The 22,824-nt window shown below is 56.3% G+C and carries 20 protein-coding genes and 1 tRNA gene; 6 read left to right on the forward strand and 15 right to left on the reverse strand.

Features of this window, described 5'->3' with window-relative positions:
* Window positions 1-110: 110 nt before the first annotated feature.
* Both ASE07_RS11675 and ASE07_RS11680 read right to left on the reverse strand, forming a co-directional pair.
* The gene (locus ASE07_RS11675; RefSeq protein WP_057291005.1) at window positions 111-1,835 is read right to left on the reverse strand and encodes a SulP family inorganic anion transporter; all 1,725 of its coding nucleotides are present in this window, start codon (window positions 1,833-1,835) and stop codon (window positions 111-113) included.
* Between the two features lie 418 nt (window positions 1,836-2,253).
* Window positions 2,254-2,329 (reverse strand) — tRNA-Glu (locus ASE07_RS11680).
* Window positions 2,330-2,608: 279 nt separating this feature from the next.
* Here ASE07_RS11680 and ASE07_RS11685 point away from each other — a divergent pair.
* On the forward strand, window positions 2,609-3,721 hold the full coding sequence (locus ASE07_RS11685; protein WP_057291006.1) for a DUF2817 domain-containing protein: 1,113 nt from the start codon (window positions 2,609-2,611) through the stop codon (window positions 3,719-3,721).
* Window positions 3,722-3,784: 63 nt separating this feature from the next.
* Here ASE07_RS11685 and infA read toward each other — a convergent pair whose 3' ends face one another.
* The 3 genes from infA to ASE07_RS11700 all read right to left on the reverse strand — a co-directional run bounded on the left by infA (window position 3,785) and on the right by ASE07_RS11700 (window position 5,372).
* Complete coding sequence (gene infA / locus ASE07_RS11690; RefSeq protein WP_057291007.1) at window positions 3,785-4,045, reverse strand: translation initiation factor IF-1; 261 nt, start codon at window positions 4,043-4,045, stop codon at window positions 3,785-3,787.
* Between the two features lie 403 nt (window positions 4,046-4,448).
* Window positions 4,449-4,769 (reverse strand): hypothetical protein, encoded by a 321-nt coding sequence (locus ASE07_RS11695; protein ID WP_057291008.1) that lies wholly within the window; start codon window positions 4,767-4,769, stop codon window positions 4,449-4,451.
* Between the two features lie 153 nt (window positions 4,770-4,922).
* The gene (locus tag ASE07_RS11700; protein ID WP_057291009.1) at window positions 4,923-5,372 is read right to left on the reverse strand and encodes a winged helix-turn-helix transcriptional regulator; all 450 of its coding nucleotides are present in this window, start codon (window positions 5,370-5,372) and stop codon (window positions 4,923-4,925) included.
* Window positions 5,373-5,494: 122 nt separating this feature from the next.
* Here ASE07_RS11700 and ASE07_RS11705 point away from each other — a divergent pair, with 122 nt between their 5' ends.
* Complete coding sequence (locus ASE07_RS11705; RefSeq protein ID WP_057291010.1) at window positions 5,495-5,908, forward strand: VOC family protein; 414 nt, start codon at window positions 5,495-5,497, stop codon at window positions 5,906-5,908.
* A 383-nt stretch (window positions 5,909-6,291) separates the two neighbouring features.
* Here ASE07_RS11705 and ASE07_RS11715 read toward each other — a convergent pair whose 3' ends face one another.
* Both ASE07_RS11715 and ASE07_RS11720 read right to left on the reverse strand, forming a co-directional pair.
* The gene (locus ASE07_RS11715) at window positions 6,292-7,296 is read right to left on the reverse strand and encodes a DUF2272 domain-containing protein (protein WP_057291012.1); all 1,005 of its coding nucleotides are present in this window, start codon (window positions 7,294-7,296) and stop codon (window positions 6,292-6,294) included.
* Window positions 7,297-7,404: 108 nt separating this feature from the next.
* Window positions 7,405-7,689, reverse strand: coding sequence for a hypothetical protein (locus ASE07_RS11720; protein WP_057291013.1), 285 nt, complete (start codon window positions 7,687-7,689; stop codon window positions 7,405-7,407).
* Window positions 7,690-8,055: 366 nt separating this feature from the next.
* Between ASE07_RS11720 and ASE07_RS11725 the strand changes: the two genes are divergently transcribed.
* The gene (locus ASE07_RS11725) at window positions 8,056-8,856 is read left to right on the forward strand and encodes a Crp/Fnr family transcriptional regulator (RefSeq protein WP_057291014.1); all 801 of its coding nucleotides are present in this window, start codon (window positions 8,056-8,058) and stop codon (window positions 8,854-8,856) included.
* 220 nt (window positions 8,857-9,076) lie between these two features.
* Here ASE07_RS11725 and ASE07_RS11730 read toward each other — a convergent pair whose 3' ends face one another.
* Window positions 9,077-9,436, reverse strand: a complete 360-nt coding sequence (locus tag ASE07_RS11730) for a hypothetical protein (protein WP_156396548.1) — start codon at window positions 9,434-9,436, stop codon at window positions 9,077-9,079.
* Window positions 9,437-9,540: 104 nt separating this feature from the next.
* Between ASE07_RS11730 and ASE07_RS11735 the strand changes: the two genes are divergently transcribed.
* Complete coding sequence (locus ASE07_RS11735; protein WP_235548438.1) at window positions 9,541-10,347, forward strand: SGNH/GDSL hydrolase family protein; 807 nt, start codon at window positions 9,541-9,543, stop codon at window positions 10,345-10,347.
* A 20-nt stretch (window positions 10,348-10,367) separates the two neighbouring features.
* Here ASE07_RS11735 and opgC read toward each other — a convergent pair whose 3' ends face one another.
* Together opgC and ASE07_RS11745 are read right to left on the reverse strand one after the other, a co-directional pair.
* Window positions 10,368-11,498, reverse strand: a complete 1,131-nt coding sequence (gene opgC / locus ASE07_RS11740; RefSeq protein ID WP_057291016.1) for an OpgC domain-containing protein — start codon at window positions 11,496-11,498, stop codon at window positions 10,368-10,370.
* A 108-nt stretch (window positions 11,499-11,606) separates the two neighbouring features.
* Window positions 11,607-13,694: a TonB-dependent receptor family protein gene (locus ASE07_RS11745; protein ID WP_057291017.1), complete on the reverse strand. Its 2,088-nt coding sequence runs from the start codon at window positions 13,692-13,694 to the stop codon at window positions 11,607-11,609.
* Window positions 13,695-14,092: 398 nt separating this feature from the next.
* Here ASE07_RS11745 and ASE07_RS11750 point away from each other — a divergent pair, with 398 nt between their 5' ends.
* Window positions 14,093-14,413, forward strand: a complete 321-nt coding sequence (locus tag ASE07_RS11750) for a hypothetical protein (RefSeq protein WP_057291018.1) — start codon at window positions 14,093-14,095, stop codon at window positions 14,411-14,413.
* 44 nt (window positions 14,414-14,457) lie between these two features.
* Here ASE07_RS11750 and ASE07_RS11755 read toward each other — a convergent pair whose 3' ends face one another.
* The 5 genes from ASE07_RS11755 to ASE07_RS11780 all read right to left on the reverse strand — a co-directional run bounded on the left by ASE07_RS11755 (window position 14,458) and on the right by ASE07_RS11780 (window position 21,452).
* Entirely contained in the window at window positions 14,458-15,162 is a 705-nt protein-coding gene (locus tag ASE07_RS11755) for a nitroreductase (RefSeq protein ID WP_057291019.1), read from the reverse strand.
* Window positions 15,155-15,931, reverse strand: a complete 777-nt coding sequence (locus ASE07_RS11760; RefSeq protein WP_057291020.1) for an enoyl-CoA hydratase — start codon at window positions 15,929-15,931, stop codon at window positions 15,155-15,157. The genes ASE07_RS11755 and ASE07_RS11760 overlap by 8 nt, the downstream gene beginning before the upstream one ends.
* A 54-nt stretch (window positions 15,932-15,985) precedes the next feature.
* Entirely contained in the window at window positions 15,986-16,258 is a 273-nt protein-coding gene (locus tag ASE07_RS11765; RefSeq protein WP_057291021.1) for a hypothetical protein, read from the reverse strand.
* A 15-nt stretch (window positions 16,259-16,273) separates the two neighbouring features.
* On the reverse strand, window positions 16,274-19,552 hold the full coding sequence (icmF, locus tag ASE07_RS11770; RefSeq protein WP_057291022.1) for a fused isobutyryl-CoA mutase/GTPase IcmF: 3,279 nt from the start codon (window positions 19,550-19,552) through the stop codon (window positions 16,274-16,276).
* Between the two features lie 220 nt (window positions 19,553-19,772).
* Window positions 19,773-21,452 (reverse strand): AMP-binding protein, encoded by a 1,680-nt coding sequence (locus ASE07_RS11780; RefSeq protein WP_057291024.1) that lies wholly within the window; start codon window positions 21,450-21,452, stop codon window positions 19,773-19,775.
* A gap of 306 nt (window positions 21,453-21,758) precedes the next feature.
* Between ASE07_RS11780 and ASE07_RS11790 the strand changes: the two genes are divergently transcribed.
* Window positions 21,759-22,769 (forward strand): AraC family transcriptional regulator, encoded by a 1,011-nt coding sequence (locus ASE07_RS11790; protein ID WP_057291026.1) that lies wholly within the window; start codon window positions 21,759-21,761, stop codon window positions 22,767-22,769.
* Window positions 22,770-22,824: the final 55 nt, after the last annotated feature.

Consider the following 22,824-nt stretch of genomic DNA (forward strand, 5'->3'; position numbering starts at 1 on the left):
TATTCATGACGGACTCCTTTTGTTGGTTGATCCCCATGCCCATGCGAACCAGTACGTCTACTTTGGCGCAAAAAGACGGAGGGAGTCCATCCCATCAATCAACATTTATCCTATTGGCGTACGACAGAAGACTCAGCCATCTTATGATGAGGAGGTGAAGTCAAGGTCATGACCTCGATCGCTTCGGTATCGGTGGCGAAAATTCTTTCAGTTCCGATTGCCTGGATCAGGCTTGCACGGTCCAAGACGTCCCACACCTGCTTTTTCACATTGGAGAGATAAAGCTCGACGCCCTGACCGCGAAGGGTTTGCTCCAGCGACTCAAGCATTTCCACACCGGACGCGTCAATGTCATTGATGCCCGATGCACCCAGCAATATGCGTCGGACTACGCGGCCGCTATTGAGCCTGTCGTTAATAAAACGCTCCAGGGTCGCGGCAGTCAGGAAATTGAGCGCCGAATCCATGCGTACTGCCAGCACATCCGGGGCCAGGGGCGGCAGATCGAAACGCTGGCGATCTCTCAGCGTGCCGTCGCCATGCCTGCCAACTTCGATAATGCGGGGATGCGTACGACGATACAGGAAGGACACCATGGTCAGTCCGAGTCCGGCAAATACGCCGTAATGCAGCTTGGGTGTAAATGTCAGGGTCACGACAAAAGTTACCGCCGCCACCCAGGCATCATCGCGCGATATGCGGAACAAGCGGCGCAGCCCCGCAATGTCGATCAGGTTAAGCACCGGCACAACGATCATCGCCGCCAATACCGAATAAGGCAGGTAAAAAACGAATCCGGTGAGGAATAACAGGCTTAACAGGACGCATAGCGCGGCGATCAGCGACGCCCATGCACTTGTAGCGCCGGCGTAGAGGTTTAATGCTGATCGCGAAAACGAACCGCTGACCGGGAATGCGCCGACAAAACCGCTGGTGATTTTGGCCAGACCCTGACCAATGAGTTCCTGGTTTTCATCCCATTGCTCATTCGTCTTGCGAGCCAGCACTCGACAGCTTGACATCGCTTCAGTGAAGCTGATCACCGCCAGAATCAGTGCCGCAGGCCAGAGTTCACGGTGACTATCGAAAGAAATCGCCGGAGGCAAAGCCAACGCTGGCAGCCCGGCGGGAAGCGCGCCGACAATGGCGCCGCCATATGATGCATAGTCGAGCGCCTTGCTGGCCGCAATGCCGACGACTGTGACAACCAGGATACCGGGCAATCTTGGAAAGAAGCGCTTGAAACCGAACAGCAGGAGCAGGGCGGTACAGCCAAACGCCGCGGTCATCAAGGTACGCGATGATGGCATCAACAATTGGTTTGCGATCTCGGCGGCATCACGCGACTTGACCTCAATTCCAAGCAGGTGCGGTAGCTGCGACAGAATAATGATCACTGCAGCGGCGTTGATGAAACCCAGCACCACAGGCTGCGACACCAGGAACGCCGCTTTGCCGAGTCGGAAGGCGCCGAGCAGGAATTGAATGAGTCCCGAATAGACGGCGAGCCAGATCGCCAGCGCGACCCATTCGGCGCTGCCCGGGCTTGCGAGCGACGATAGGGAGCCAAATACCAGAATGCTCGTCAGTGCGACGGGGCCGACCGCCAACAGCGCCGAAGATCCCCAAAGCAGACCGACAACGGTGGGCAGCATTGCAGCGTACAAACCGGTATGCGGCGGCATGCCGGCAAGCGTGGCATAGGCCAGTGCCTGCGGAATCAGCACGAGACCGACACTGATACCCGCCCAGATGTCCGCTTTCAGGGAGGCGGGTGACGGGCGAGGCCAGCGTAGGAAAGGAAACAACCGGGCAGCGGCGGACCGTGTGCTCATACTTGCATCGTTCTTTGTAATTTGGGTTGGCGCATGGTCCGCCAGGGACGTCGAAATGACGGCGATGACAATGATAAACGCAAGGATGCATTATCCATATCGATGCGGCTTGAGAAATTCTCGGTCAGGGTAATATTGCCAGAATGCGCGGAAAAAGGCTTCCCTGGAAAACGTATGCCGGAAGGAAAATGTGCTTTGATTTAACCGAGGCTGGATCGGGAAGCCTGTGCATCCCAGACATCATCCGGGGCCGAAAAGAAATATCAGGCCAACTTACCGGATGGATTTGCGGGAGGGGAGGTTTAATGAGATTGAGTCACATTGACAACGACAATGTATGACGACTCTGACTACCCGAACCCGGCATCGACAACCAGGACAATCCACAGCAGGATTGTGTTGCCGACGCCGGTTTATATGGCGTCCCCACGGGGATTCGAACCCCGGTACTCACCGTGAAAGGGTGATGTCCTAGGCCTCTAGACGATGGGGACAGAAACCTGTGCTGAGTGCGGGCGCCATTCTACTCGAAGTCTTGCGGAACGCAAAGAGGGATTTTTGTAATTCGGTAAACGCGAGACGCGCAAAAGTGCCAATGACGATTTGAAAGCCGCTTTGAACAATGGAACTCGTTGAGTTGCGCCACATCTGAAGTTTCAGCGTGCCAAATATTTCTGCATTGCCTGCTTCGGTTGTGAAGCTTCTCACGTAACGGGGAACGTGCAGGTGCATATAGCATTGCGAGTGTCTTTGTATTTTTCGAGGAATGGCCAATGCCGCTAATCGACTACGAATCGATCACTATTCCTTCCAATTACCTGGACTCACGCGAACGCTTCATCGCTGAAGGCCTTCGCCTGGGTGCGCAGGCGCGATGCTTTTATCATGCATCTGATGCGGTTGCGGCAGATACGCTCACAACCGATGTGGTGTACCTCGGCGCGAGGGATGCAGCAACGCTGGTCATTGTCTCAAGCGGCACTCACGGCGTGGAAGGCTACGCAGGCGCTGCCTGTCAATTACACTTCATGCAGGCTTATCGCGCGCACTTTGAGAAAAGCGATATTGCCTACCTGCTTGTGCATGCCGTCAATCCATGGGGTTATCTGCATTGCCGCCGCGTTACGCAAGAAGGCGTCGACCTGAATCGCAATTTTGTCGATTTTCCCCTGGAGTCAACGACGCCTTCCATTTACCGTGATTATCACGACATACTGGTATCGCAATTTCGGCCACTTCCAGCAGGCCTGTGGAATGAACTATCGTTGCTGTCGCGTGGATTGACGCGCCATAGCAGACGGCAACTGCAGGCAGCGGTGACGGCCGGCCAATATGATTGTGACGATGGACTGTTCTATGGCGGCTCTGCACCCACGATCAGCCGTCTGGTCTGGGAAGACATTGTGCGCACTTATGCAACGGATCGCGGGCGGGTTTTTCTGCTCGACCTGCACACCGGCCTCGGGAAGCGTGGCGCGGGCGAGTTGATCAGCTATTTGCCGCCGGACGCAGCGGATTTTCAAGAGATGTCAGGTTGGTTCGACGGAGAGTTGCGTTCAATGCAGGGCGGTGAATCGGTGAGCGCGGCAATCAGGGGAACCTTGACTGAGGGCTTTGACAAGTCGCTCGATGGACAGAGCTATGCGGTGGGATTGGAGTTCGGGACGGTGTCGGGGCTAGCCGTGCTGAATGCCTTGCGTGCGGACCAGTGGTGCCGCAATCATGCAGCCACCGTTGCGCCATGGCGGCGCGAACAGATCCGGCAGCGAATGAAGCAAGCTTTTGTCCTGGATGACGAAGAATGGCGTCGCCGTGTGGCAACAAGATTCGATGATGTCATGTGCCGGTTGATTACCGGTCTTTCGCGGACACCAGCGAATTCATGAGCTGAGCGCAGCGCGATCGAAGTGAAAATGGCGGCTGCAAATTCAATGCAGCCGCATACGGATTCATCGCCGACGCTGATGCATGTCGGGAGTCGGCCCACGCTTTTCCAGATGGCGGAAGGTGATCCGTCCCTTGCTCAAATCGTAGGGCGAAAGTTCAATGGAAACCTTGTCGCCGGCAAGGATACGAATGTGATTCTTGCGCATCCGTCCGGATGAGTAAGCGATCAACTGGTGGCCGTTCTCGAGGTTGACGCGGAAACGTGAATCCGGCAATACCTCTTCAACCATGCCTTGCATTTCAAGAAGTTCTTCTTTAGCCATTTTTTATCCAATATAAAACGCAACCGTCCCTAGATCCCAATGAGTTCGAGGCTCGGCTGGTAATGCGGTGATGCGGCCCTTGTCGCCAAGGGTACGTAACAGGATCACAGGCCGTGGCTGGCCGGTACGAAGATTCGTACCGATATCCGAACCGGATCTGGCACTTGCATCGCTGCGTGTATCATGCGTGACGCACGCGGACGGTACTGTGAAACTTCAGGACTGCCGTGCTTCCGCGCAGAGAGGAAACGCGACCGTGGAATGAGGGGTTATAGAAAAGTAAGCAGTACTAACACCAAAATACTGCCTATGAAAACAGACGAGCTAGTTTATCACATACAGACCGAACACGCTCCGGTGAGTCACAGATGATGACTGTTTGCCTCGCTTTTGCACCGCTCGCTCAGGCGAGGACTGTTTCATCGACGTTAATGATGACAGGCGAATCGCCGACTTCACCAAGATCAAGCTTTGTCATTGCGTCCTGAATCAACCGAATCGCGCGTCGGCCCATTTCCATTGCACGCTCTTCACTGGCGGTGGCAAGCGCACCTATGACAAACGGTGTAACAACGACAACAAAATTACGGCTGCGCCTGTTTGGCTTCTCTTCGGTTGGAATGCGTTTAACAAACCGGAATGCACCGCGCGATATGGGCTCTACCAGAAAATAAGGAAAGCAGGCGACGACGTACTGCTCGGCCCACACATCGACATTCACCATCTTCGGCTTCTTTTATCAGTCTTGTTCGTCCATCACTCATGTGCATGATAACGACAAGTTGCCGATACCGCACGGAATGCATGTATAAACTTTCAACTGGCGGACAACAACAAGCGCGAGTCTGGATTAAACCAGGGCAAGCGACAGGAAATCCTAAGGTTTCACCATGCTCCGCTCACCACCGAACAATGATCCGCCACGCCGGACCAGATCCTGAATGCGAATGAACATGGCAGCACGGTCGGCATACACAGCATCGACAAACTGTTTGGGCGCTGTAGTCTCTGGATCATAGGTGGCGCTCCATCCTGACATTTCAAGGAGGATGGGGATCAAAGCCAGACCTTTTTCTGTCAACGCATACACTTCCTTGCGACGGTCCGATTCGTGTGGTCCCTTGCTGAGTATTCCTTTGCCCTCAAGGTGTGCAAGCCGTGCGGCCAGAACGTTCGTCGCGATGCCTTCGCCAGAATCGAGAAACTCTCCGTACGTATGTTTTCCCCAAAAGACGATATCGCGCACAATCAGCAGCGACCAGGCGTCCCCGAAGGTTTCCAGCGCAAAGTTGACCGGGCAATGCGATTTATTTTCAGCACGTTTCATGCAGCCACTCTAACACACTTGCATCATGCAAGTAGATTGCTATACTGTCCTCACCTTCTCGCCATCAAGTAAAAAGCTGCGGCAAGGTTCCAGCGATTTCCTCACCACGAAAGGAAGGCATCATGTATGTCCAGCCGTATCTGTTTTTTAATGGCCAGTGCGAAGAGGCACTTGAGTTCTACCGCAAGTCACTGGAAGCCGAAGTGACGCAACTGATGCGTTTCAAGGACAGTCCTGAGCCGCATACTCCGGGCATGCTGCCTCCCGGCTCGGAAAACAAGGTCATGCACGCCAGCTTCCGCATCGGTGATACGACCGTGATGGCATCGGATGGCATGTGCACCGGGACGAGCAGCTTCGGGGGCATTTCCTTATCGATTGCGGCGCAGGACGATGCCCGGGCGGAGCAACTGTTTGCGGCACTGTCCGAAGGTGGCAAAGTTACAATGCCGATGTCCACAACATTTTTCGCGTCCCGTTTCGGTATGGTGACGGATCGCTTCGGTGTCGGCTGGATGGTGATTGTGGCATCCTGAAGCAGGCATACGAGACAAGCGAACATCGATAACTTGACGTAGCACCGGCGAATACGCGACAAGCTATGAGCCGAGTGGCATTGCAAAAAAAGCCCGCTACCGGTAACGGCTAGCGGGCCAAATCCATCCTTTTTGGGAAGGTGGAAGACAAGCTCGGACCTCGGGTCCCGATCCAAAAAAATACCCGCTTGCCTTGCGGCAGCGGGCTCATAAGATCATTTTTACTGCTGGGACCTTCAATATATGGCTCGGCCTCCCGCGCATCTGTGATGACGGTCACGAAGGCGAAATAAGGGGCTCCTCCCATTTCAACGACGGCTTCCACGTTGTATCGACGCAGCATGTCGTAACGCCACTACCAGATAACATTCATAACATGCGCGCTATTTCAGTTGCAGCAGCACGCTCCAGTATTGCAAGTTGAAGTTTTGCCGCTTGCAGTATTTGCTGGTCAGACAATCCTTTTCCTCCGCCTGGGGAAAGATCTCAGGAGAATGGTTCCGCGAAAGTACCCCAGCTTCGTTTAACCTGAGCCGGCGGCGAGCGACGGATTGCAGAACATTGCCCCCTATCGTATCGATCTTGCGCGCGGGCGCATCGACATCGATCACGACTTCACAGTGCGAGGCACTGACAAAACGTGACGACTGAACAGCCCGTGTCCAGTCAGCAAAACGCTTCAGCGGCCGATTGCCGCGCGAGTAACACAGCAGGTCGCCGATACGCGGTTTCACGGTTGCAGGATCGCATGCCCGATACGCGTAGCTGTCCGACCCATCAAACGCCGCCTTGATATAGTCGGAATGTGTGGCGGTATAGCGAAACTGTTCGCCGCTCAGGCCTGCGCGATCCATTAGAAAGGATATGAATGCGGCTGACCATGCCGAGTCATTGAGCGCTGCGCGTACCGCGGCTTCTCGCAAGGCACTGCGAACACGATCGTCCTCTGCGACCAAACCTTCTAATACCTTTGCCAGTTCGATTTCCCTGGTTCGTTCACGCGTGCCTGGGTCTTCGAGCAGTTCTGGTACGAACACCAGTTTCCGATGCAAGGGTTCGCCATCGACATGGCGACCTAATGTAATCCAGTACTCCCATACCCTGCGCCACGCAAAGCGACCGGATTGTGTCGGTGACGCTTCGCCGGACACTGGGTCATGCAACAGCTCGGTTTCGGATTCAGCGGAGCCGAACTTGAGAAGATGGCCGTCGTCGCCGATGCGATGACCGTTAAACTCGCGATATTCGCGGTCGGCAAGCGCGACAAGTCTGGTGGCGAACGCGACATTGTGTTGTGATGCCCTACAGTCCGCTGCAATAGCCGTTCCCGGCAGGGATAACAGGGAAAAGGCAAACAGACAGAGTGACAAGGGCCTGCGGATGAACATAGGGAGTCCCCGGGACGAAGCAAGGCTATTTTATCCGGCTCCGGTTTCGATCTTTGCAACACGCAAGCTGAATAATCGGCGCAGATGTGCAACTGCTGGACGTGATACTCAACCGATTGCGTCCAGTGCATCGATTTCGCTGGCCGCCCATTTTACGAAACTCGATACCTTGGATTTCATTTCACGTAGAAGAGCGGTGTCGTCAGGCGCGTGCATGCAGTTGAGCATCAGGTTCCAACCTGTTGCCGTTTGCACGAGATTTTCAAGAATCTGACGGCGGTTCTGCATCATGCGAATCTTGAAATCGTCCATCATCGGAACTTGCAGGTCCACTGATTTTCGCCATATGTCGAGCATGTCGTCGAGACGATCGAGATCAAGTTCCACTTTCATTTTTTGCGCTTCCGTTCAAAGGCGATGATTACTTATTCAGGATTGACTATGTGGCCAAGATCATGCCCCGATGCAAGTATTAACGACGCAAACTACGATAACTACGGTCAGTAAGCTTGCGAAGGATATGAGGCATAACTACGTTTGCTACACACGTAACCTGTGACATCGATATCTTAGCTCGAAGGAAGGCTAAAGCTTCATTTCCATTTGGCATGACAATCTGCGTATTATCAATTGCAACCATTTGTAATTCGGAAATTGCCTACACGATATTCCGCGCATTCCGATTTATTTCTATGCGCCAAAGCTGGATACTCTCCTTCATCACGTACCCTATTCCCGTACGAACAACAAGGAGCCCATATGTTCGCGACACAGACACCGTCCAACCAGTTCGTTTCCTCGCACACTGCCCAGGCACTGCCGAACGGAACACGCCAAACCAAGCTCTGGTCTTCGCTCGAAGAAGTATGCCAGTTGATGCAAGTGCCGGTATCGCAGGCTGACGACACGATACGCTTTCAGCATATGCAGTTCCGTGCAGGTCAACGTATTTACACCATTGGTCAGCCGTTCGACATGTTGTACGTGGTGTACTCCGGCTTCCTCAAGACCGTCGCGATTGACGAATCCGGTAACGAGCTGGTACTCGGCTTTCCGATGAAGGGCGACATGTTCGGCATCGATGGTATCCACGGCAAGGCATACACCTCGGAAGTCGTTGCGCTGTCCACCTGCGACGTTATCCTTATCCCATTCAAGACCCTGCTGACCATCGGCAAGGCATCGCCCGACGTCGAACAGGCAATGTGGGGCGCCATGGGTCGTGAACTGATTCGCGAACAGCGCATGATCAGTTCGATCGGCTCGCTGGGTGCCGAAGCACGCGTCGCCCGCTTCCTGATTTCGCTGTCCGAGCGCTTTGCGGAAATTGGTTTTTCCAGCAAGCAGTTCAACCTGCGCATGACGCGTCAGGAGATTGGCAGCTATCTTGGTCTCACACTGGAAACCGTCAGCCGTACACTGTCGGCATTCAATGCACTCGGCCTCATTTCTGTTGAGCAAAAGACCGTTACCATCCATGAACCAGATACGCTAAAGACCTTGCGTCGTTTGCCGCCGTCAAAAAACGGTGTTCGTGGAATGGTGAAACTTGCCGCTTGACCGGACGCCCATGCGAAAGATATTGCACAGCGCCGCTACGGTAGTGGCGCTGGTTGTGGGCACAGCTCTTGGTGGTTGTGCCGTAATACCTGTCCCGATTCCGGTCAGTAGCGGAAACGACAGTGGCTTCTGTCCTCCCGGACAGGCAAAGAAAGGCGCTTGCTGATCGCAGCCAGATAGCCTGCGTGTGGACCTGTTTGCATACTTACGTGTCCCAGCATTAGATCGGCTCAAGCCGGTCAAAGCTGGTCTCACGTATGCGAATGATCTTTGCCGTATTTGCTTCGCTTTCAAACACGGCGATAAAGGAATGATCGACCAGTGAAGGTTCGAGCCGTACCAATCGCAACTCTTCTCCCGCTGCAAACACCTGGCCAGCGTTGGTCTTTAGTTCTCGTACCATTTTCACACGGCCTCCGTTGCCGAGCCACTCAAAAATAGTGTTGATTCTTTCCAGCTCATTCATGACACGATAGTGTTGTAAGACAATGCAGCCACCTATGCTGAGCTGCACCTGTTTAGGATTAAGCCCTATCAGTTGAAGAGAAAGATGATAGCAGCGGGCAAGCTGACTTAACATTCCATACCGCAACGATATTGACGTAATCTTACCCATTACAAATTACGCGGTGAAACTTTTTACCCTTCATCGTTGTCTGTACGCCGCAATGGCTCCCTGATTTGATGTCAGCTTCAGTCGCGCACTTCTACTTTGCCGCGATCGTCTTTATCATGGATGCTAATCCATTCCGTTTTTTCGACACCCACCATGATGAGATGCCCGTGATCCGTGCACGCGCCCTTTTGTTTGCCAGTCTTTCAATGCTCGTTGCCGCACCGGCGTTCGCGCAGGCATCTGCCAGTTATGTGCAAGCGGAAAATAGTATTGCCGCAATTGATCCAAAATGGGCACCGAGCTTTGCCGCCTTTGAGCAAGCCGATAAGGAGAAGACCCCACCGCCAGGCGGCGTCCTGTTTGTAGGTAGCTCGTCGATTCGTTTGTGGGATGGACTTGAAACACAGTTCGATGCTTTGCCGGTGGTAGTCAAGCGCGGCTTTGGCGGTTCCAGGATGGAAGATTGCAAAACTTATCTTGGTCGCCTGGTTGTTCCGTACAAGCCGCGAATAGTACTTGTCTATGCGGGCGATAACGACCTTGCCGAAGGGCGTACACCGGAACAGGTGCGACAAAGCTTTGTCGACTTTGTGAAAGGCGTGCATGCAAAATTGCCCCAGACCCGCATCGCTTATATTTCCATCAAGCCGAGCCCCGCACGCAAAGCACTGCTGGGCAAGATCCAGCGTGCCAATACGTTGATCAAGGATTACGTTGCTTCAGACAACAGCCTTCAGTTCATCGATATCTTTACCCCGATGCTGGACGTCGACGGTACGCCCCGCAAGGAATTGTTCCGGGAAGATGCGCTACACCTGAATACCACCGGCTACGCGCTATGGCGTTCGGTTATTTCTTCCTACATACTACGATAACGACGACATGGCGCAAGTATCTAACCGGGTGCCGTCCTCGTCTTCGGCCTTGCTTCGGCATCGAAACGCAAGGTAATCAGCGCGGCAACGTACAGGCAGGCGAGTCCCCCGAAAAGCAGCATGACATCGGTCCACACTGCTCGTTGTGGTGTGCTTTCCCCATACACCGACAATGCCAGCAGGACCGCCACAAGGTGCATGCAAAACACGGGAAGCGACGCGGCACCCAGCGTTTGAAGAAAAGGCAGACGAGGCACATGGGCCTTCAGCCATTCTCCGAAGTGCATGATCAATATAAGCAACGCGAAGAAGTTGAGCAGTCGGAAGGGACCGAGATGCCATTTGTCGAAAAGATGATTGATGATGCTTTCACCTTCGACAGGAACCTGTCCCGCAATATAACGCCAGATCAGCAAGGGCATGGCGAACGCGAGGCACGCGGTGATCAATGCTCGTGAGAAGGGTTTGCGATTCTTCATCTGGCCTGTCGCGGTCAACGCTCCCATCCACAAGCCGAGTATCCAGAGGAACTGCCAGGCAAAGGTTTCGAAGGCACCGGTTTCCTTGTATGGCACCTGCAGATCGGTCACTGTAACAAACGCATCGTACATTTTTTCGGAAACAGCAAATTGCGATACCGCCCATAACACAATGCTGACAGCAAGTATTCCGCGCCAGCCATGCTTGAGGCCGCGCTCAAGCACGATGGGGCTGACCAGCATCAGTACGATATACAAAGGCAGGATGTCGAGCAGCGGCGGGTTATAAATCAACAGCAAGCCGCCGGTCAGGCCAGCAAGCGGTTGCTCCAGATAAAAGCCGATCAGGTTCTTGAGTGCGGGTTCATCCCGCGAGATACCCAGCGCAGCAATGATGGTAAACAGCAGCAGCAACAGTGCTGCATGACAGGCATAAATTTTCAGGGCACGCGCCAGAAAGGCGTTCCGCATCGCCGGAATGCCATCGCGTTCAGCCTTGCTGGTATAGATCATTCCCGCCATGAAAGCGGACAACATCACGAAACCCTCGGCGGCGGAGACATAGCCGAATGGTTGGCCCAGCATGCTCGAAAACCGGGTCGGCATGTGCGTAATGTACATCAGCACCAGCATCAGGCCGCGTAGTAAGTCGAGCTCCCAGCGTCGATTCATGCAATTCCTTGTTGGTGTTATAAATGGTTTCAACGACAAATTGATGCCTTCACAAAAGGCATTTCTCTGACGGCGAGACAAGTGACGGCAATGCGAAAGCTTGCCGGATTACAGCGTCGTCCTTAATCCGATAAACACCCGACGGCCGGCTGCCGGTTCGAAGAAGCGCCCATTACCGTCATTGACGATCACCGAGCCGGCATACTGCTTGTCGAATACATTGTCGAGCCTGCCGTACAGGTACCATTTCGTGGCACCGGCACGGAATTCCCGACCCGCGCGCAGGTTGACCACTGCATAGCCAGGCGCAGCATCGGTATTGAGATCATCAACATAAGCTTTGCTTTCCAGCCGCACTTCCATTGCCGTGCTGAGTCCAGGCGCGGGTCGGTATTCCAATTGCGTGAAGAGACTGTGCATTGGTGCGCCAGGCAGGCGGTTGCCCGCCGCAACGACAGTGTTTTGCCCTGTCAGGAAGCTTTGACGGAACTGCGCGTCGAGCAGCGTATAGGCAAGCTGCGTATTGAACCGCCCGATGTCGTTGCGCCAGCTGGCTTCAATGCCGCGACGCTGCACCTTGTCAATGTTCTGGAAGATCGAGCGGCCGTTTTCCGTTGCCTGCGGAACGATCTCATCGCGACTACGCGCGTTGAATAGCGCAAGGTCCAGGCTCTGTGCACCAGAACGCCATTTCATGCCGACTTCACCCTGCAGGCTGCGCGAAGGCTGCAATCCGAGGTTGGGACCTGTCGCGCCGGCACGGTAGGCGGACTCGGCCAGTGTCGGGGTTTCGAATCCACGGCCGAGGTTGCCATAGATATTCAAGTCGTTACTGGCATACCAGACAAGGCCGAGGACCGGACTCGTGTTGCGATAGTCGACGCTGCCACTGTCGTTCGGGCTGGCGACAGTAACGTAACGATCATCCACCGACAGGCGCACGCGACTCGAACGCACACCGACAGTCGCCTTCCACTGCGGCGCGAAAGTCCAGTCCACCTGACCGAAGAGGTCGACGTTGCGCGCGCCGTCAAGCTCATCGCGGCGCAATGCGCCGCTGCTGCCGTTGTTGTTGACGAACCCTTTGCGTGCCTGATCAAGATCATCTGCTTCCATGCCGATGGTCCAGTTCAGCGGCATGCCGTTGGCCCTGGTTGCATGCGTCCAGCTCACACCGATGCCGCGATAATGGTTGTCGAGATCGACCACGCCGCCCGAAGAGTTTGCGGCCGCGCCGCTAAAGGCCAGGGTTTGATTGACCTGCCGGGTTCCCGCGTAAAGACGGCCATTGAGGGTATTGCTGCGATCAAGCTTGTGTTCGAGGACAAGGCCAGCCTGTTGCTGCTCAACGGATTTGCGCGTATCGAACATCAGCGCCGCAGGGACCACCTGACGCGGATTCTGCTCAAACTGTGCACGTGTAAGCCCTAACGGATCCTGTGCCAGCGGCTGCCTGAACACGTTGACGACGCCGGTTATCCTGGTGTCATTCGTAGGACGCCACAGTACTTTGCCATTGAGCTGAGTGCGTTCAGCCGCACTGTGGTCGCGATACCCGTCGGTTTCGTAGTGCGACACATCGAGCAGGCCGCCGAGCTCGCTGCCGCCACCGGCGACGGTAAAACCGGTTTGGCGTTGGCCGTCGCTGCCGGCACCAAGCGACAAGCTGGCCATTGGAGGTTGCGGTGCGAGCGGCGGATCGTTGGTGAGTACCTGAACCACACCGCCGGCCGCGTTGCCGTACAACTGCGCCAGTGGGCCACGCAGGATTTCGATGCTGCGGGTGGAGTTCAGCGTCGCGGTGGCTGCCTGACCCTGCCCGTCCGGCATGGTCGCCGGAATGCCATCAATCAGAATGCGCACACCGCGCACGCCGAAAGTGGAACGCGTACCGAAACCGCGTACCGACAACTGCAAGTCCTGCGCATAGTTTTGCCGCTCACGAATCTGTATGCCGGGCACAGTCGACAACAGCTCCGACATGTTGACCAATGGAGAAGCCGCGCGGAATGGATCGTTCGTCACGGCATCAACCGAGGCGGCGGCATCAAAGCGTTTTTGTTCGGTACGGCTGGCCGATACGACAACCGGGTCGAGCTGCTTTTCCTGTTGCGCGCATGCATTGACCGTAAAGCCGAGGAGTACGGTACCTGAAGCAAGGGACAGCAGGAGATCGGAGTGATTCGGTTTTCTCATGTTGTTGCTATCGTGGCCCGTGCAGCATTGCGCGTCACCGACGTAGCCAATGTGATCAATTCCGGTTATCGATTGGAGAACAATTGCCGAAGCCGCCAAGGCCAGCTCGCCGCTGCTTTGCGTACCCTCGAATGATAGCGATTCCTGCGCCGTCGTTGATGAGCTGCATCAGGATGACGCAACATAAGCCTTGTTGTTTTCTGTCGGTACAGACAGATTAGCTGCCTGCGCAGCATGACGGTGTTTGCCGCCGGCAGGTTCGATGTAAGTGGACGTAACAGGCTTTGGGATTTAGCGTATCGCGACCGATATTGAATAGTGAGTGAGCGTGCCTCACTCATGCCGCCTGGCATGTTTTGTCCACACTGTTGTCCACACTGTTGCATTGGGGACATGAAATGAATGCGTACCGCACTTTTCTCGCTTCAGCAATTCCCGCTACGATCCTTATTGGACTTGTTTCGTCCACACTTGCAGAGGAATCGCTACAAGTTGTCGTTGACATCAAAGCTGTTTCTTTCGACGTCGCAAAAAACCTGCGCGTGGAACCCAGCCAGATTCCACTCACGGTACAGGCCCCTCTTGAGGTGGCAGCAAAGGTCTGCGATGTGGCGGTCACAACGCTGGGCGCGCAAGGTGGCAGCGGTGCGGTCGGATGCATGGCGACGAAAAGCTCACCCGCACTGGAGAAGCTGGTGCAGGAAAAGCTCGGTCAGTAACACGTAGCGGATAGCAAAGAACCAGCGGTGCTCCGGGTTTTATTTCAATCGAAAAAGCGGGTGAACTCTTCCACCGGTGTCCGTTCGGTAACCAGTTGGCTTACGATCGCGTCAGTATCCTCATATCCAAGCGACATGCTACACACCATGGCTTCGTTGTCCGGCCATTGCAGCAACTCGCGCAGAATGGAGTGGTACTCATTAATAGCTGCCTGTGGGCAAGTCTCCAGCCCATGGGCGCGTGCGGCAAGCATCACGTTCTGCAGGAACATACCGTAGTCGAGCCAGCTGCCCTTTTCCATAATGCGATCAATCGTGAAGAACAGCGTGACCGGCGCACCAAAAAACTCCACATTGCGCCGGTGCTGGACTTGCATGCGCGCCTTGTCGCCTTTGGCAATACCGAGCAAGCTGTACAGGTCCCATCCCACCTTGCGGCGGCGTTCGATATACGGGGACTGCCACTGACGCGGATAGTACGGGTATTCCTCGTGATACTTGGTTGATGCTTCAGGATCATTGAATGCGGCGACCAGTGCGTCAATCACGCGGCGCTGCATGTCGCCGGTCACGACGGTGACTTTCCAGGGCTGCGTGTTGGTGCCCGAAGGCGCCCGGCTTGCCAGCTCAAGGATGGATGTGATGGTTGCCTTGTCGACCGGGGTCGACCGGAAGGCGCGCACCGAGCGGCGTCCGCCGATCAGTTCGGCCGCCATCCGCAACATCGAGCGGTCGTCGGCTTCACTCATGCTTGAATTCCGGCTTGCGCTTTTCGAGGAAGGCCTTCATCCCCTCCTTCTGGTCCTGGGTGCCGAACAAGGCATGGAAGGTACGGCGTTCAAACAGCACACCTTCGGTCAGCGTCGATGCATAGGCACGGTTGACAGCCTCTTTGGCTGCCATCACGCTCGGCAATGACATCGCGGCGATGACGGTGGCCGCTTCAATCGCTTCCTGTTCAAGCTTGTCGGCCGGCACGATACGCGACACCAGGCCTGCACGTTCCGCCTCCTGAGCGTCCATCATGCGGCCGGTCAGCACCATGTCCATCGCCTTGGATTTTGAGACGGCGCGAGGCAGGCGCTGTGTACCGCCCGCACCGGGAATGATGCCAATCTTGATTTCCGGCTGGCCGAACTTGGCATTGTCAGCGGCGATGATGAAGTCACACATCATCGCAAGCTCACAGCCACCGCCGAGCGCGTAGCCGGCAACAGCCGCAATCACCGGTTTGCGCAATTGAAGAATCGTTTCCCAGTTGCGCCCGATAAAGTTATTGCGCACCACGTCGATGTAATTCATCGGTTGCATGGCGGCGATATCCGCACCGGCTGCAAATGCTTTGGTGCTGCCGGTCAGTACGATGCAGCCGATGTCATTGTCCTGCTCCATCGCCAGCAACGCTGTACCGAGGGCATCCATCAATGCGTCGTTAAGCGCATTCAGCTGGGCCGGACGATTAAGCTGGAGAATGCCTACGCGGCCTTCCTTACGGGTCAATACCAGATCTTCTTGCATACATCCCTTTCTAGGTGCCAATGCTCTACCATGGCGTGCCGGGCCAGGCCCAGCTTAATTGATTAATTTTCTCCGCACCGTCGCCGTCATGGCCTGACGAATAACGCGCTGCAGTTCGGCGGGCGCCATACGGTCGGCAACTTGCTGGCAATAGTGTAACGTTTCCGGCATCACCTTGACGCCGAGTTGCTCCGCCTGCAAACAGCGCAGCAGCGCCAGCCGCTTATGACCGAAGCGAACTGAACGCTCAAGGAGTACTTGCATGGCCTGCGCGTCGTTGCCATCCGACACGGCGCGCTTGAGCTGACGGATCGCTTCCCGCTTCATGTTGCCGAAACGTATCTACATCGAACGGCGGTATTGTCCGCCGACTTCGAACAGCGCGCCGCTGATCTGGCCCAGCGAACAGATGCGCACTGCATCCATCAATGTTTCGAACACGTTCTTGTCGTCGATGACAGCCTGCTGCAATTTCCGCAGCATGGCTGGCGCACGGTCCGCATTGCGCGCATGGAAATCGGCAAGCCGCTTGAGCTGCGACTGCTTTTCGTCATCGGTGGAACGGGCCAGTTCCAAGGTTTGCGGCGTTGCATCGCCCTTGGGGTTGCGGAAAGTGTTGACACCGATGATGGGCAGCGTACCGTCATGCTTGAGCTGCTCGTAGTACATCGATTCTTCCTGGATCTTGCCGCGCTGATAGCCGGTTTCCATCGCGCCGAGCACGCCGCCGCGTTCGGCGATACGCTCGAACTCCTGCATCACCGCTTCTTCGACGAGATCGGTCAGCTCCTCGATGATGAAGGAGCCCTGGTTCGGATTTTCATTTTTTGCCAGTCCCCATTCGCGATTGATGATGAGCTGGATCGCCAATGCACGGCGTACCGATTCGTCGGTCGGCGTGGTGATCGCTTCATCGTAGGCATTGGTGTGCAGCGAATTGCAGTTGTCGTAGATCGCGATCAGGGCCTGCAGCGTGGTGCGAATATCGTTGAAGTCGATTTCCTGTGCATGCAGCGAACGGCCGGACGTCTGGATGTGATACTTGAGTTTTTGCGAGCGTTCGTTGGCGCCGTATTTTTCGCGCATCGCGACTGCCCAGATGCGGCGCGCCACGCGGCCGAGCACCGTGTACTCCGGATCCATGCCGTTGGAGAAGAAGAACGATAGGTTGGGCGCGAAGTCATCGATATGCATGCCGCGCGCCAGATAGGCTTCGACGAAAGTGAATCCGTTGGACAGCGTGAACGCCAGTTGCGAAATTGGATTCGCACCGGCCTCGGCGATGTGATAACCGGAGATCGATACCGAATAGAAATTACGCACCTGATGGTGAACAAAATATTCCTGGATGTCGCCCATCACCTTGAGCGAAAACTCGGTCGAGAAGATACAGGTATTCTGACCCTGGTCTTCCTTGAGGATGTCGGCCTGCACGGTGCCGCGCACATTCTGCAATACCCATGCCCTGATCTTGGCGGCTTCGTCAGCAGTCGGCTCGCGCTTGTTATCGGTGCGGAACTTGTCCATCTGCTGATCGATCGCGGTGTTCATGAACATCGCAAGGATAGTTGGCGCCGGCCCGTTGATGGTCATCGATACCGAGGTCGACGGGCTGCAGAGATCAAAGCCGTCATATAACACTTTCATGTCATCGAGCGTGGCAATCGACACCCCGGAGTTGCCGATCTTGCCGTAGATATCCGGACGCGATGCGGGGTCCGCGCCGTACAGCGTGACCGAATCGAAAGCGGTGGACAGGCGCTTGGCATCCATGCCTTCGGACACGAGCTTGAAGCGGCGGTTGGTACGGAAGGCATCGCCCTCGCCGGCGAACATGCGCGTCGGGTCTTCCCCTTCGCGCTTGAAGGCAAACACGCCGGCGGTATAGGGGAAAGAACCGGGGACGTTGTCCAGCATCAGCCAGCGCAGGATTTCACCGTGGTCCTGGAATTTCGGCAACGAGACCTTGCGGATCTTGGTGCCGGATAAGGTGGTTTGCACGAGGCGTGTGCGGATTTCCTTGTCGCGGATCTTGACGACGTAATCGTCGCCTGCATACGCGGCTTGCATGTCGGGCCACATTGCGATCAGCTTCTTCGCTTCGGCATCAAGGCGGTTGTCGCGATCGCTGATGAGGTCGTTCATGTCGATCGTCTTGCCGGCCGCTTCCATCATGCGCGCCGCTTCCTGCAAATGCTGGCGCTCGCGAGCCAGTGTCACCTGCTTGCCGACATGCTGATGGTAGCCGCGCACCGTGTCGGCGATCTCTGCCAGGTAACGCGTGCGTGCCGGCGGCACGATGGCGTTCTTGCCCGACGAGAAGCGCACTGAGACCGGCGCCAGCTTACCCGGTTTGGCCTTCAGGCCCAGATTGGTCAGCGCCGGCAGCAGGCCCTGATAAAGCGCCGTGACGCCGTCATCATTGAAGCGCGACGCCTGGGTGCCGTAAACCGGCATCTCGTCCGTCTTCTTGCTCCACAATTCGCGATTGCGCTGGTACTGCTTGGCGACATCGCGCAGCGCATCCTGTGCGCCCTTGCGGTCGAACTTGTTGATCGCGACGAAATCGGCGAAGTCGAGCATGTCGATTTTTTCAAGCTGCGATGCGGCACCGAATTCGGGTGTCATCACATACATCGACAGGTCGACATGCGGGACGATGGCAGCGTCGCCCTGGCCGATACCGGATGTCTCCACAATGACCAGATCAAATCCTGCAAGCTTGCAGGCGGCAATCACATCAGGCAGCGCCTGCGAGATTTCCGACCCGGCTTCGCGGGTGGCGAGCGAACGCATGAAAACACGCGACTGACCGTTCCAGGGATTGATTGCGTTCATGCGGATGCGGTCGCCCAGCAAGGCGCCGCCTGATTTGCGGCGCGAGGGGTCGATCGATACCACGGCGATATTGAGCGCGTCGTCCTGGTCGAGGCGGATGCGGCGGATCAGCTCATCGGTCAGAGACGACTTGCCCGCGCCACCAGTACCGGTGATGCCGAACACCGGGGTCTGGATGACGTCGGCGGCCTTGTGCAGTTCGGTCTTCAATGCGGGGGCGACCTTGTCGTTTTCCAGCGCGGTGATCAGTTGCGCCAGCGGACGCTGACGTTCCTGGATGTCGCCTTTCGTCAGAACATCAAGCGACGCAGGTGCATAGGTCGACAGGTCGACATCGCAGGCCTGGATCATCGACAGGATCATTCCCACCAAGCCGAGCCGCTGGCCGTCTTCCGGCGAGAAAATGCGGGCTACGCCATACGCATGCAAGTCGGCAATTTCGGCGGGAACGATCACGCCGCCGCCACCGCCAAAAACCTTGATATGGGCGCCGCCGCGCTCCCTGAGCAGGTCGATCATGTACTTGAAGTATTCAACATGCCCGCCCTGGTAGCTGGAGATGGCGATGCCCTGTGCATCTTCCTGCAGCGCCGCGGTGACGATTTCATCGACCGAGCGATTGTGGCCAAGATGGACCACTTCGGCGCCATTGGCCATCAGGATGCGGCGCATGATGTTGATCGAGGCGTCGTGGCCATCGAACAGCGAGGCGGCGGTAACAAAGCGCACCTTGTTCGCGGGCTTGTATTCGGTCAGTTTTTGAGCGATGGAAAGGTCGGTCATGATGATCCTTATTGCAACTGTCGCAACTATTGCGACTGAGATTTGCCGAGGGCTGCAAAAGGCAGCCCGGGATGGTCGGAAAATGGCTTGGACCAAGTATAAAAACTCTGCTCGTCACCTGCCATGCCTGAAAGCGTCAAAGAGTTTGCGCGGATTTGCCATCCCGTCGCGTTTTCTTTGCTGCTTTTCCGCACCGCCAGGTCACTGCTCTGCTTTCGTATCAACCCAGGTCTTCTTCCCAGAATTCGTTTGTACCGCGCTGGTCATTGCCGCTCCGTGCCTGTTCATGCTTGCGCAGTTCGACGCGGCGTATCTTGCCGGAAATCGTCTTTGGCAAGTCACTGAACTCCAGCCGGCGAATCCGTTTGTAAGGTGCAAGTTTCTCTCGTGCAAACTCAAAAATGGATAAGGCCAGTTCGCGGCTCGGTTGATGACCTTCGCGCAGGGAAATGAAGGCCTTGGGTACGGACAGGCGTAATGCGTCGGGACTCGGAACAATGGCTGCTTCGAGCACCGCTTCATGTTCGATCAGGACGCTTTCCAGTTCAAAGGGGCTGATGCGGTAATCGGACGACTTGAATACATCGTCGTTGCGGCCGACATAGAAATAATAGCCATCGGCGTCGCGGGTGGCAGTGTCGCCGGTATGGTAGTAGCCGTCACGCGTCACTTCGGCGGTCTTTTTGGCGTCGCCTTCATAGCCGAGCATCAAGCCGATCGGACGAGCGTTGGTGTCGATGCAGATTTCGCCTTCATCGGCGGGCTGGTCATTGTGGTCGAGCAAGGCGATGCGATACCCCGGCAGCGGCCGGCCCATGGAACCCGGCTTGAGCAGCTGTCCCGGCGTATTGCCAACTTGCGCGGTCGTTTCAGACTGGCCGAAGCCGTCACGGATGCGGATGCCCCATGCGCGTTCAACCTGCTCGATGACTTCCGGATTGAGCGGTTCACCCGCGCCGACCAGTTCGCGCAGCGGCAACTTGTAGGCGGCCAGGTCTTCCTGGATCATCATGCGCCACACCGTCGGTGGCGCACACAACGAGGTGACGCCGCAACGTGCGATCACGTCCAGGCAGTTCTTCGCACTGAAGCGCGCATAGTTGTAAACAAACACTGTGGCACCGGCATTCCAGGGCGCGAAGAAACAGCTCCACGCATGCTTGGCCCAGCCTGGAGAGCTGATGTTCCAGTGGACATCATTTTTCTTCAAGCCTATCCAGTACATGGTGGACAAATGGCCGACCGGATAACTTTGGTGGCTATGCAAGACCAGCTTGGGCTTGGAAGTGGTGCCGGAAGTGAAATAGAGCAGCAGCGGATCGGTCGCCGGTGTTTCGCCGTCCGGAACAAATTCCGTGCTGGCCGGGGCGCTGTCCTCGATTGCATGCCAGCCTTCTGTCTTGCCGCCGACGCTGATCCGGGTATAGCTGCCGGTAAGCGACGCAAACTTGGCGGTCTCGGAAGCTTGTGCAATCACATGCCGCACCTGGCCACGTTCAAGTCGGTCAGCCAGGTCTTCCGTTGACACCAGCATCGTAGTCGGTACCATGACCGCACCGAGCTTGATGCCGGCAAGCATGGTTTCCCAGAGCTCGACGCGGTTTGGCAGCATCAGCAGCACCTTGTCGCCACGGCCGACACCCAGTCCGCGCAAATAGTTGGCGACCCGGTTGGACCGCTCGGCCATCTCGGCAAAGCTGATTTTCTGCTCACTGCCATTTTCATCGACAACCCACAAGGCAGGCGTCTGGTTGCCGCGGGCTTGCACATCGAAGAAATCGAGTGCCCAGTTGAATTTGTCGAGGATTGGCGCCTGATAATCGCGGTAAGCGGTGTCGTAGTCTTCGCGATGGCGCTGGAGGAAATCGCGGGCTTCTAAAAATGCCTGTGTGGCCTTCATGCTTTCACCTTGTCTCCGAGATGAACATAAACGAATTTCCGGCGCGGTCTTGCGTGGCCTTGAGCGACATGCCCGGTGCCTGGTGCCTGGTGGCCCCATGGTGTCGATGGCTCTTGTTGTGCACATGTGTCGCTGTCGCGACGCCGGCCCGGCTTTGAGTATAGGCAAGCCACGGCCCCGCAGCCATGTCCAAAAGTGCCATTATTGCTGAAAGTATTTGCCAGTTCCCGGTCGCAGGGCAAGGCGTGGCCCGCCATCCGGGATAAAATCTATCCCAACAGCATTTTTTTGAGTTTGAACTAGCGCATGGAAAAGGGAAGTATCTCGATTTACTTCGTCCACTCCGCCCTCGATCCCATCGTGGAACGCGGCCTGGATGCGGAAGCCATCCTGCGCAACGCGGGGATCTCCCCCACCCTGCTCCACAGCCCGCAGGGGCGGGTCACGGCACAGAACTTCAGCGCCTTATGGCTGGGTGTTGCCCGCGCACTCGATGACGAACTGTTCGCCCAGGATGCACGGCGCATGAAAGTCGGCAGCTTCGCGATGATGTGTCATCTGCTCGTGCATTCCCCGACCCTCAATGACGCGCTGCAGCGCATGGCGCAATTCTTCAACCTGATTCTCGATGATTTTCATTGCAGCCTGGAGACAGACGGACGGCATGGCCGCTTCATGATTCGCGAAAAGCCGGGACCGCGCGCACCCCGCGTCTTCGGCCATGAGACGCTGCTGATGATGCAGCACGGCGTGGCCTGCTGGCTGGTTGGCCGGCGCATCCCTATCCTGTCGGCGGCATTTGCCTATCCCGAACCTTCGCGCAGCGCCGAATATCCGTTCATGTATTCGCAGCAATTGCGCTTCAATGAAGATGCCACCGCACTTAGTTTCGACCGCAGCTATCTCGACCTGCCGGTGATCCAGAACGACGTCACGGTCAAGGACTTTCTGCGCGTGGCGCCAGCCAATATCGTGCTCAAATACAAGAACACGACCGGCCTCGCCGCGCAGATTCGACGCCGCCTGCGCTCAGCCGCGCGCACGGAATGGCCGGACTTCGACAGCTTTGCGCAAAGCCTCCACATGACACCGTCAACGCTCAGGCGCCGCCTGGAAGATGAAGGTCAGTCGTTCCAGGCCATCAAGGACCAGCTGCGGCGTGATATGGCTATCGACTATCTCTGCCATACCTCCAAGAGCGTGATGGACATCGCGATGGAGCTCGGCTTTGCGGAGCCCAGCGCCTTTCATCGCGCATTCAAGAAATGGACAGGCACCGGGCCTGGGGAATACCGGCAGCGGATGAACCCGAGGTAGCGGGTTGAAACCGCTTATTGGTTTGGATAGTTGGCTCCGACTATGCATCGGGACG

It is taken from the genome of Noviherbaspirillum sp. Root189 (genome assembly GCF_001428545.1).
Classification (GTDB): Bacteria; Pseudomonadota; Gammaproteobacteria; order Burkholderiales; family Burkholderiaceae_D; genus Noviherbaspirillum.

Excerpts from the sequence above, each read along its gene's own strand:
- opgC (WP_057291016.1), bottom strand. The coding sequence starts at position 11,498 with ATGAATCGACGCTGGGAGCTCGACTTACTACGCGGCCTGATGCTGGTG.
- ASE07_RS11725 (WP_057291014.1), top strand. The coding sequence starts at position 8,056 with ATGTTCGCGACACAGACACCGTCCAACCAGTTCGTTTCCTCGCACACT.
- ASE07_RS11755 (WP_057291019.1), bottom strand. The coding sequence starts at position 15,162 with ATGAGTGAAGCCGACGACCGCTCGATGTTGCGGATGGCGGCCGAACTG.
- ASE07_RS11695 (WP_057291008.1), bottom strand. The coding sequence starts at position 4,769 with ATGGTGAATGTCGATGTGTGGGCCGAGCAGTACGTCGTCGCCTGCTTT.
- ASE07_RS11675 (WP_057291005.1), bottom strand. The coding sequence starts at position 1,835 with ATGAGCACACGGTCCGCCGCTGCCCGGTTGTTTCCTTTCCTACGCTGG.
- ASE07_RS11750 (WP_057291018.1), top strand. The coding sequence starts at position 14,093 with ATGAATGCGTACCGCACTTTTCTCGCTTCAGCAATTCCCGCTACGATC.
- ASE07_RS11765 (WP_057291021.1), bottom strand. The coding sequence starts at position 16,258 with ATGAAGCGGGAAGCGATCCGTCAGCTCAAGCGCGCCGTGTCGGATGGC.
- ASE07_RS11730 (WP_156396548.1), bottom strand. The coding sequence starts at position 9,436 with ATGTTAAGTCAGCTTGCCCGCTGCTATCATCTTTCTCTTCAACTGATA.
- ASE07_RS11735 (WP_235548438.1), top strand. The coding sequence starts at position 9,541 with ATGTCAGCTTCAGTCGCGCACTTCTACTTTGCCGCGATCGTCTTTATC.
- ASE07_RS11780 (WP_057291024.1), bottom strand. The coding sequence starts at position 21,452 with ATGAAGGCCACACAGGCATTTTTAGAAGCCCGCGATTTCCTCCAGCGC.
- infA (WP_057291007.1), bottom strand. The coding sequence starts at position 4,045 with ATGGCTAAAGAAGAACTTCTTGAAATGCAAGGCATGGTTGAAGAGGTA.
- ASE07_RS11760 (WP_057291020.1), bottom strand. The coding sequence starts at position 15,931 with ATGCAAGAAGATCTGGTATTGACCCGTAAGGAAGGCCGCGTAGGCATT.
- ASE07_RS11745 (WP_057291017.1), bottom strand. The coding sequence starts at position 13,694 with ATGAGAAAACCGAATCACTCCGATCTCCTGCTGTCCCTTGCTTCAGGT.
- icmF (WP_057291022.1), bottom strand. The coding sequence starts at position 19,552 with ATGACCGACCTTTCCATCGCTCAAAAACTGACCGAATACAAGCCCGCG.
- ASE07_RS11715 (WP_057291012.1), bottom strand. The coding sequence starts at position 7,296 with ATGTTCATCCGCAGGCCCTTGTCACTCTGTCTGTTTGCCTTTTCCCTG.
- ASE07_RS11700 (WP_057291009.1), bottom strand. The coding sequence starts at position 5,372 with ATGAAACGTGCTGAAAATAAATCGCATTGCCCGGTCAACTTTGCGCTG.
- ASE07_RS11790 (WP_057291026.1), top strand. The coding sequence starts at position 21,759 with ATGGAAAAGGGAAGTATCTCGATTTACTTCGTCCACTCCGCCCTCGAT.
- ASE07_RS11705 (WP_057291010.1), top strand. The coding sequence starts at position 5,495 with ATGTATGTCCAGCCGTATCTGTTTTTTAATGGCCAGTGCGAAGAGGCA.
- ASE07_RS11685 (WP_057291006.1), top strand. The coding sequence starts at position 2,609 with ATGCCGCTAATCGACTACGAATCGATCACTATTCCTTCCAATTACCTG.
- ASE07_RS11720 (WP_057291013.1), bottom strand. The coding sequence starts at position 7,689 with ATGAAAGTGGAACTTGATCTCGATCGTCTCGACGACATGCTCGACATA.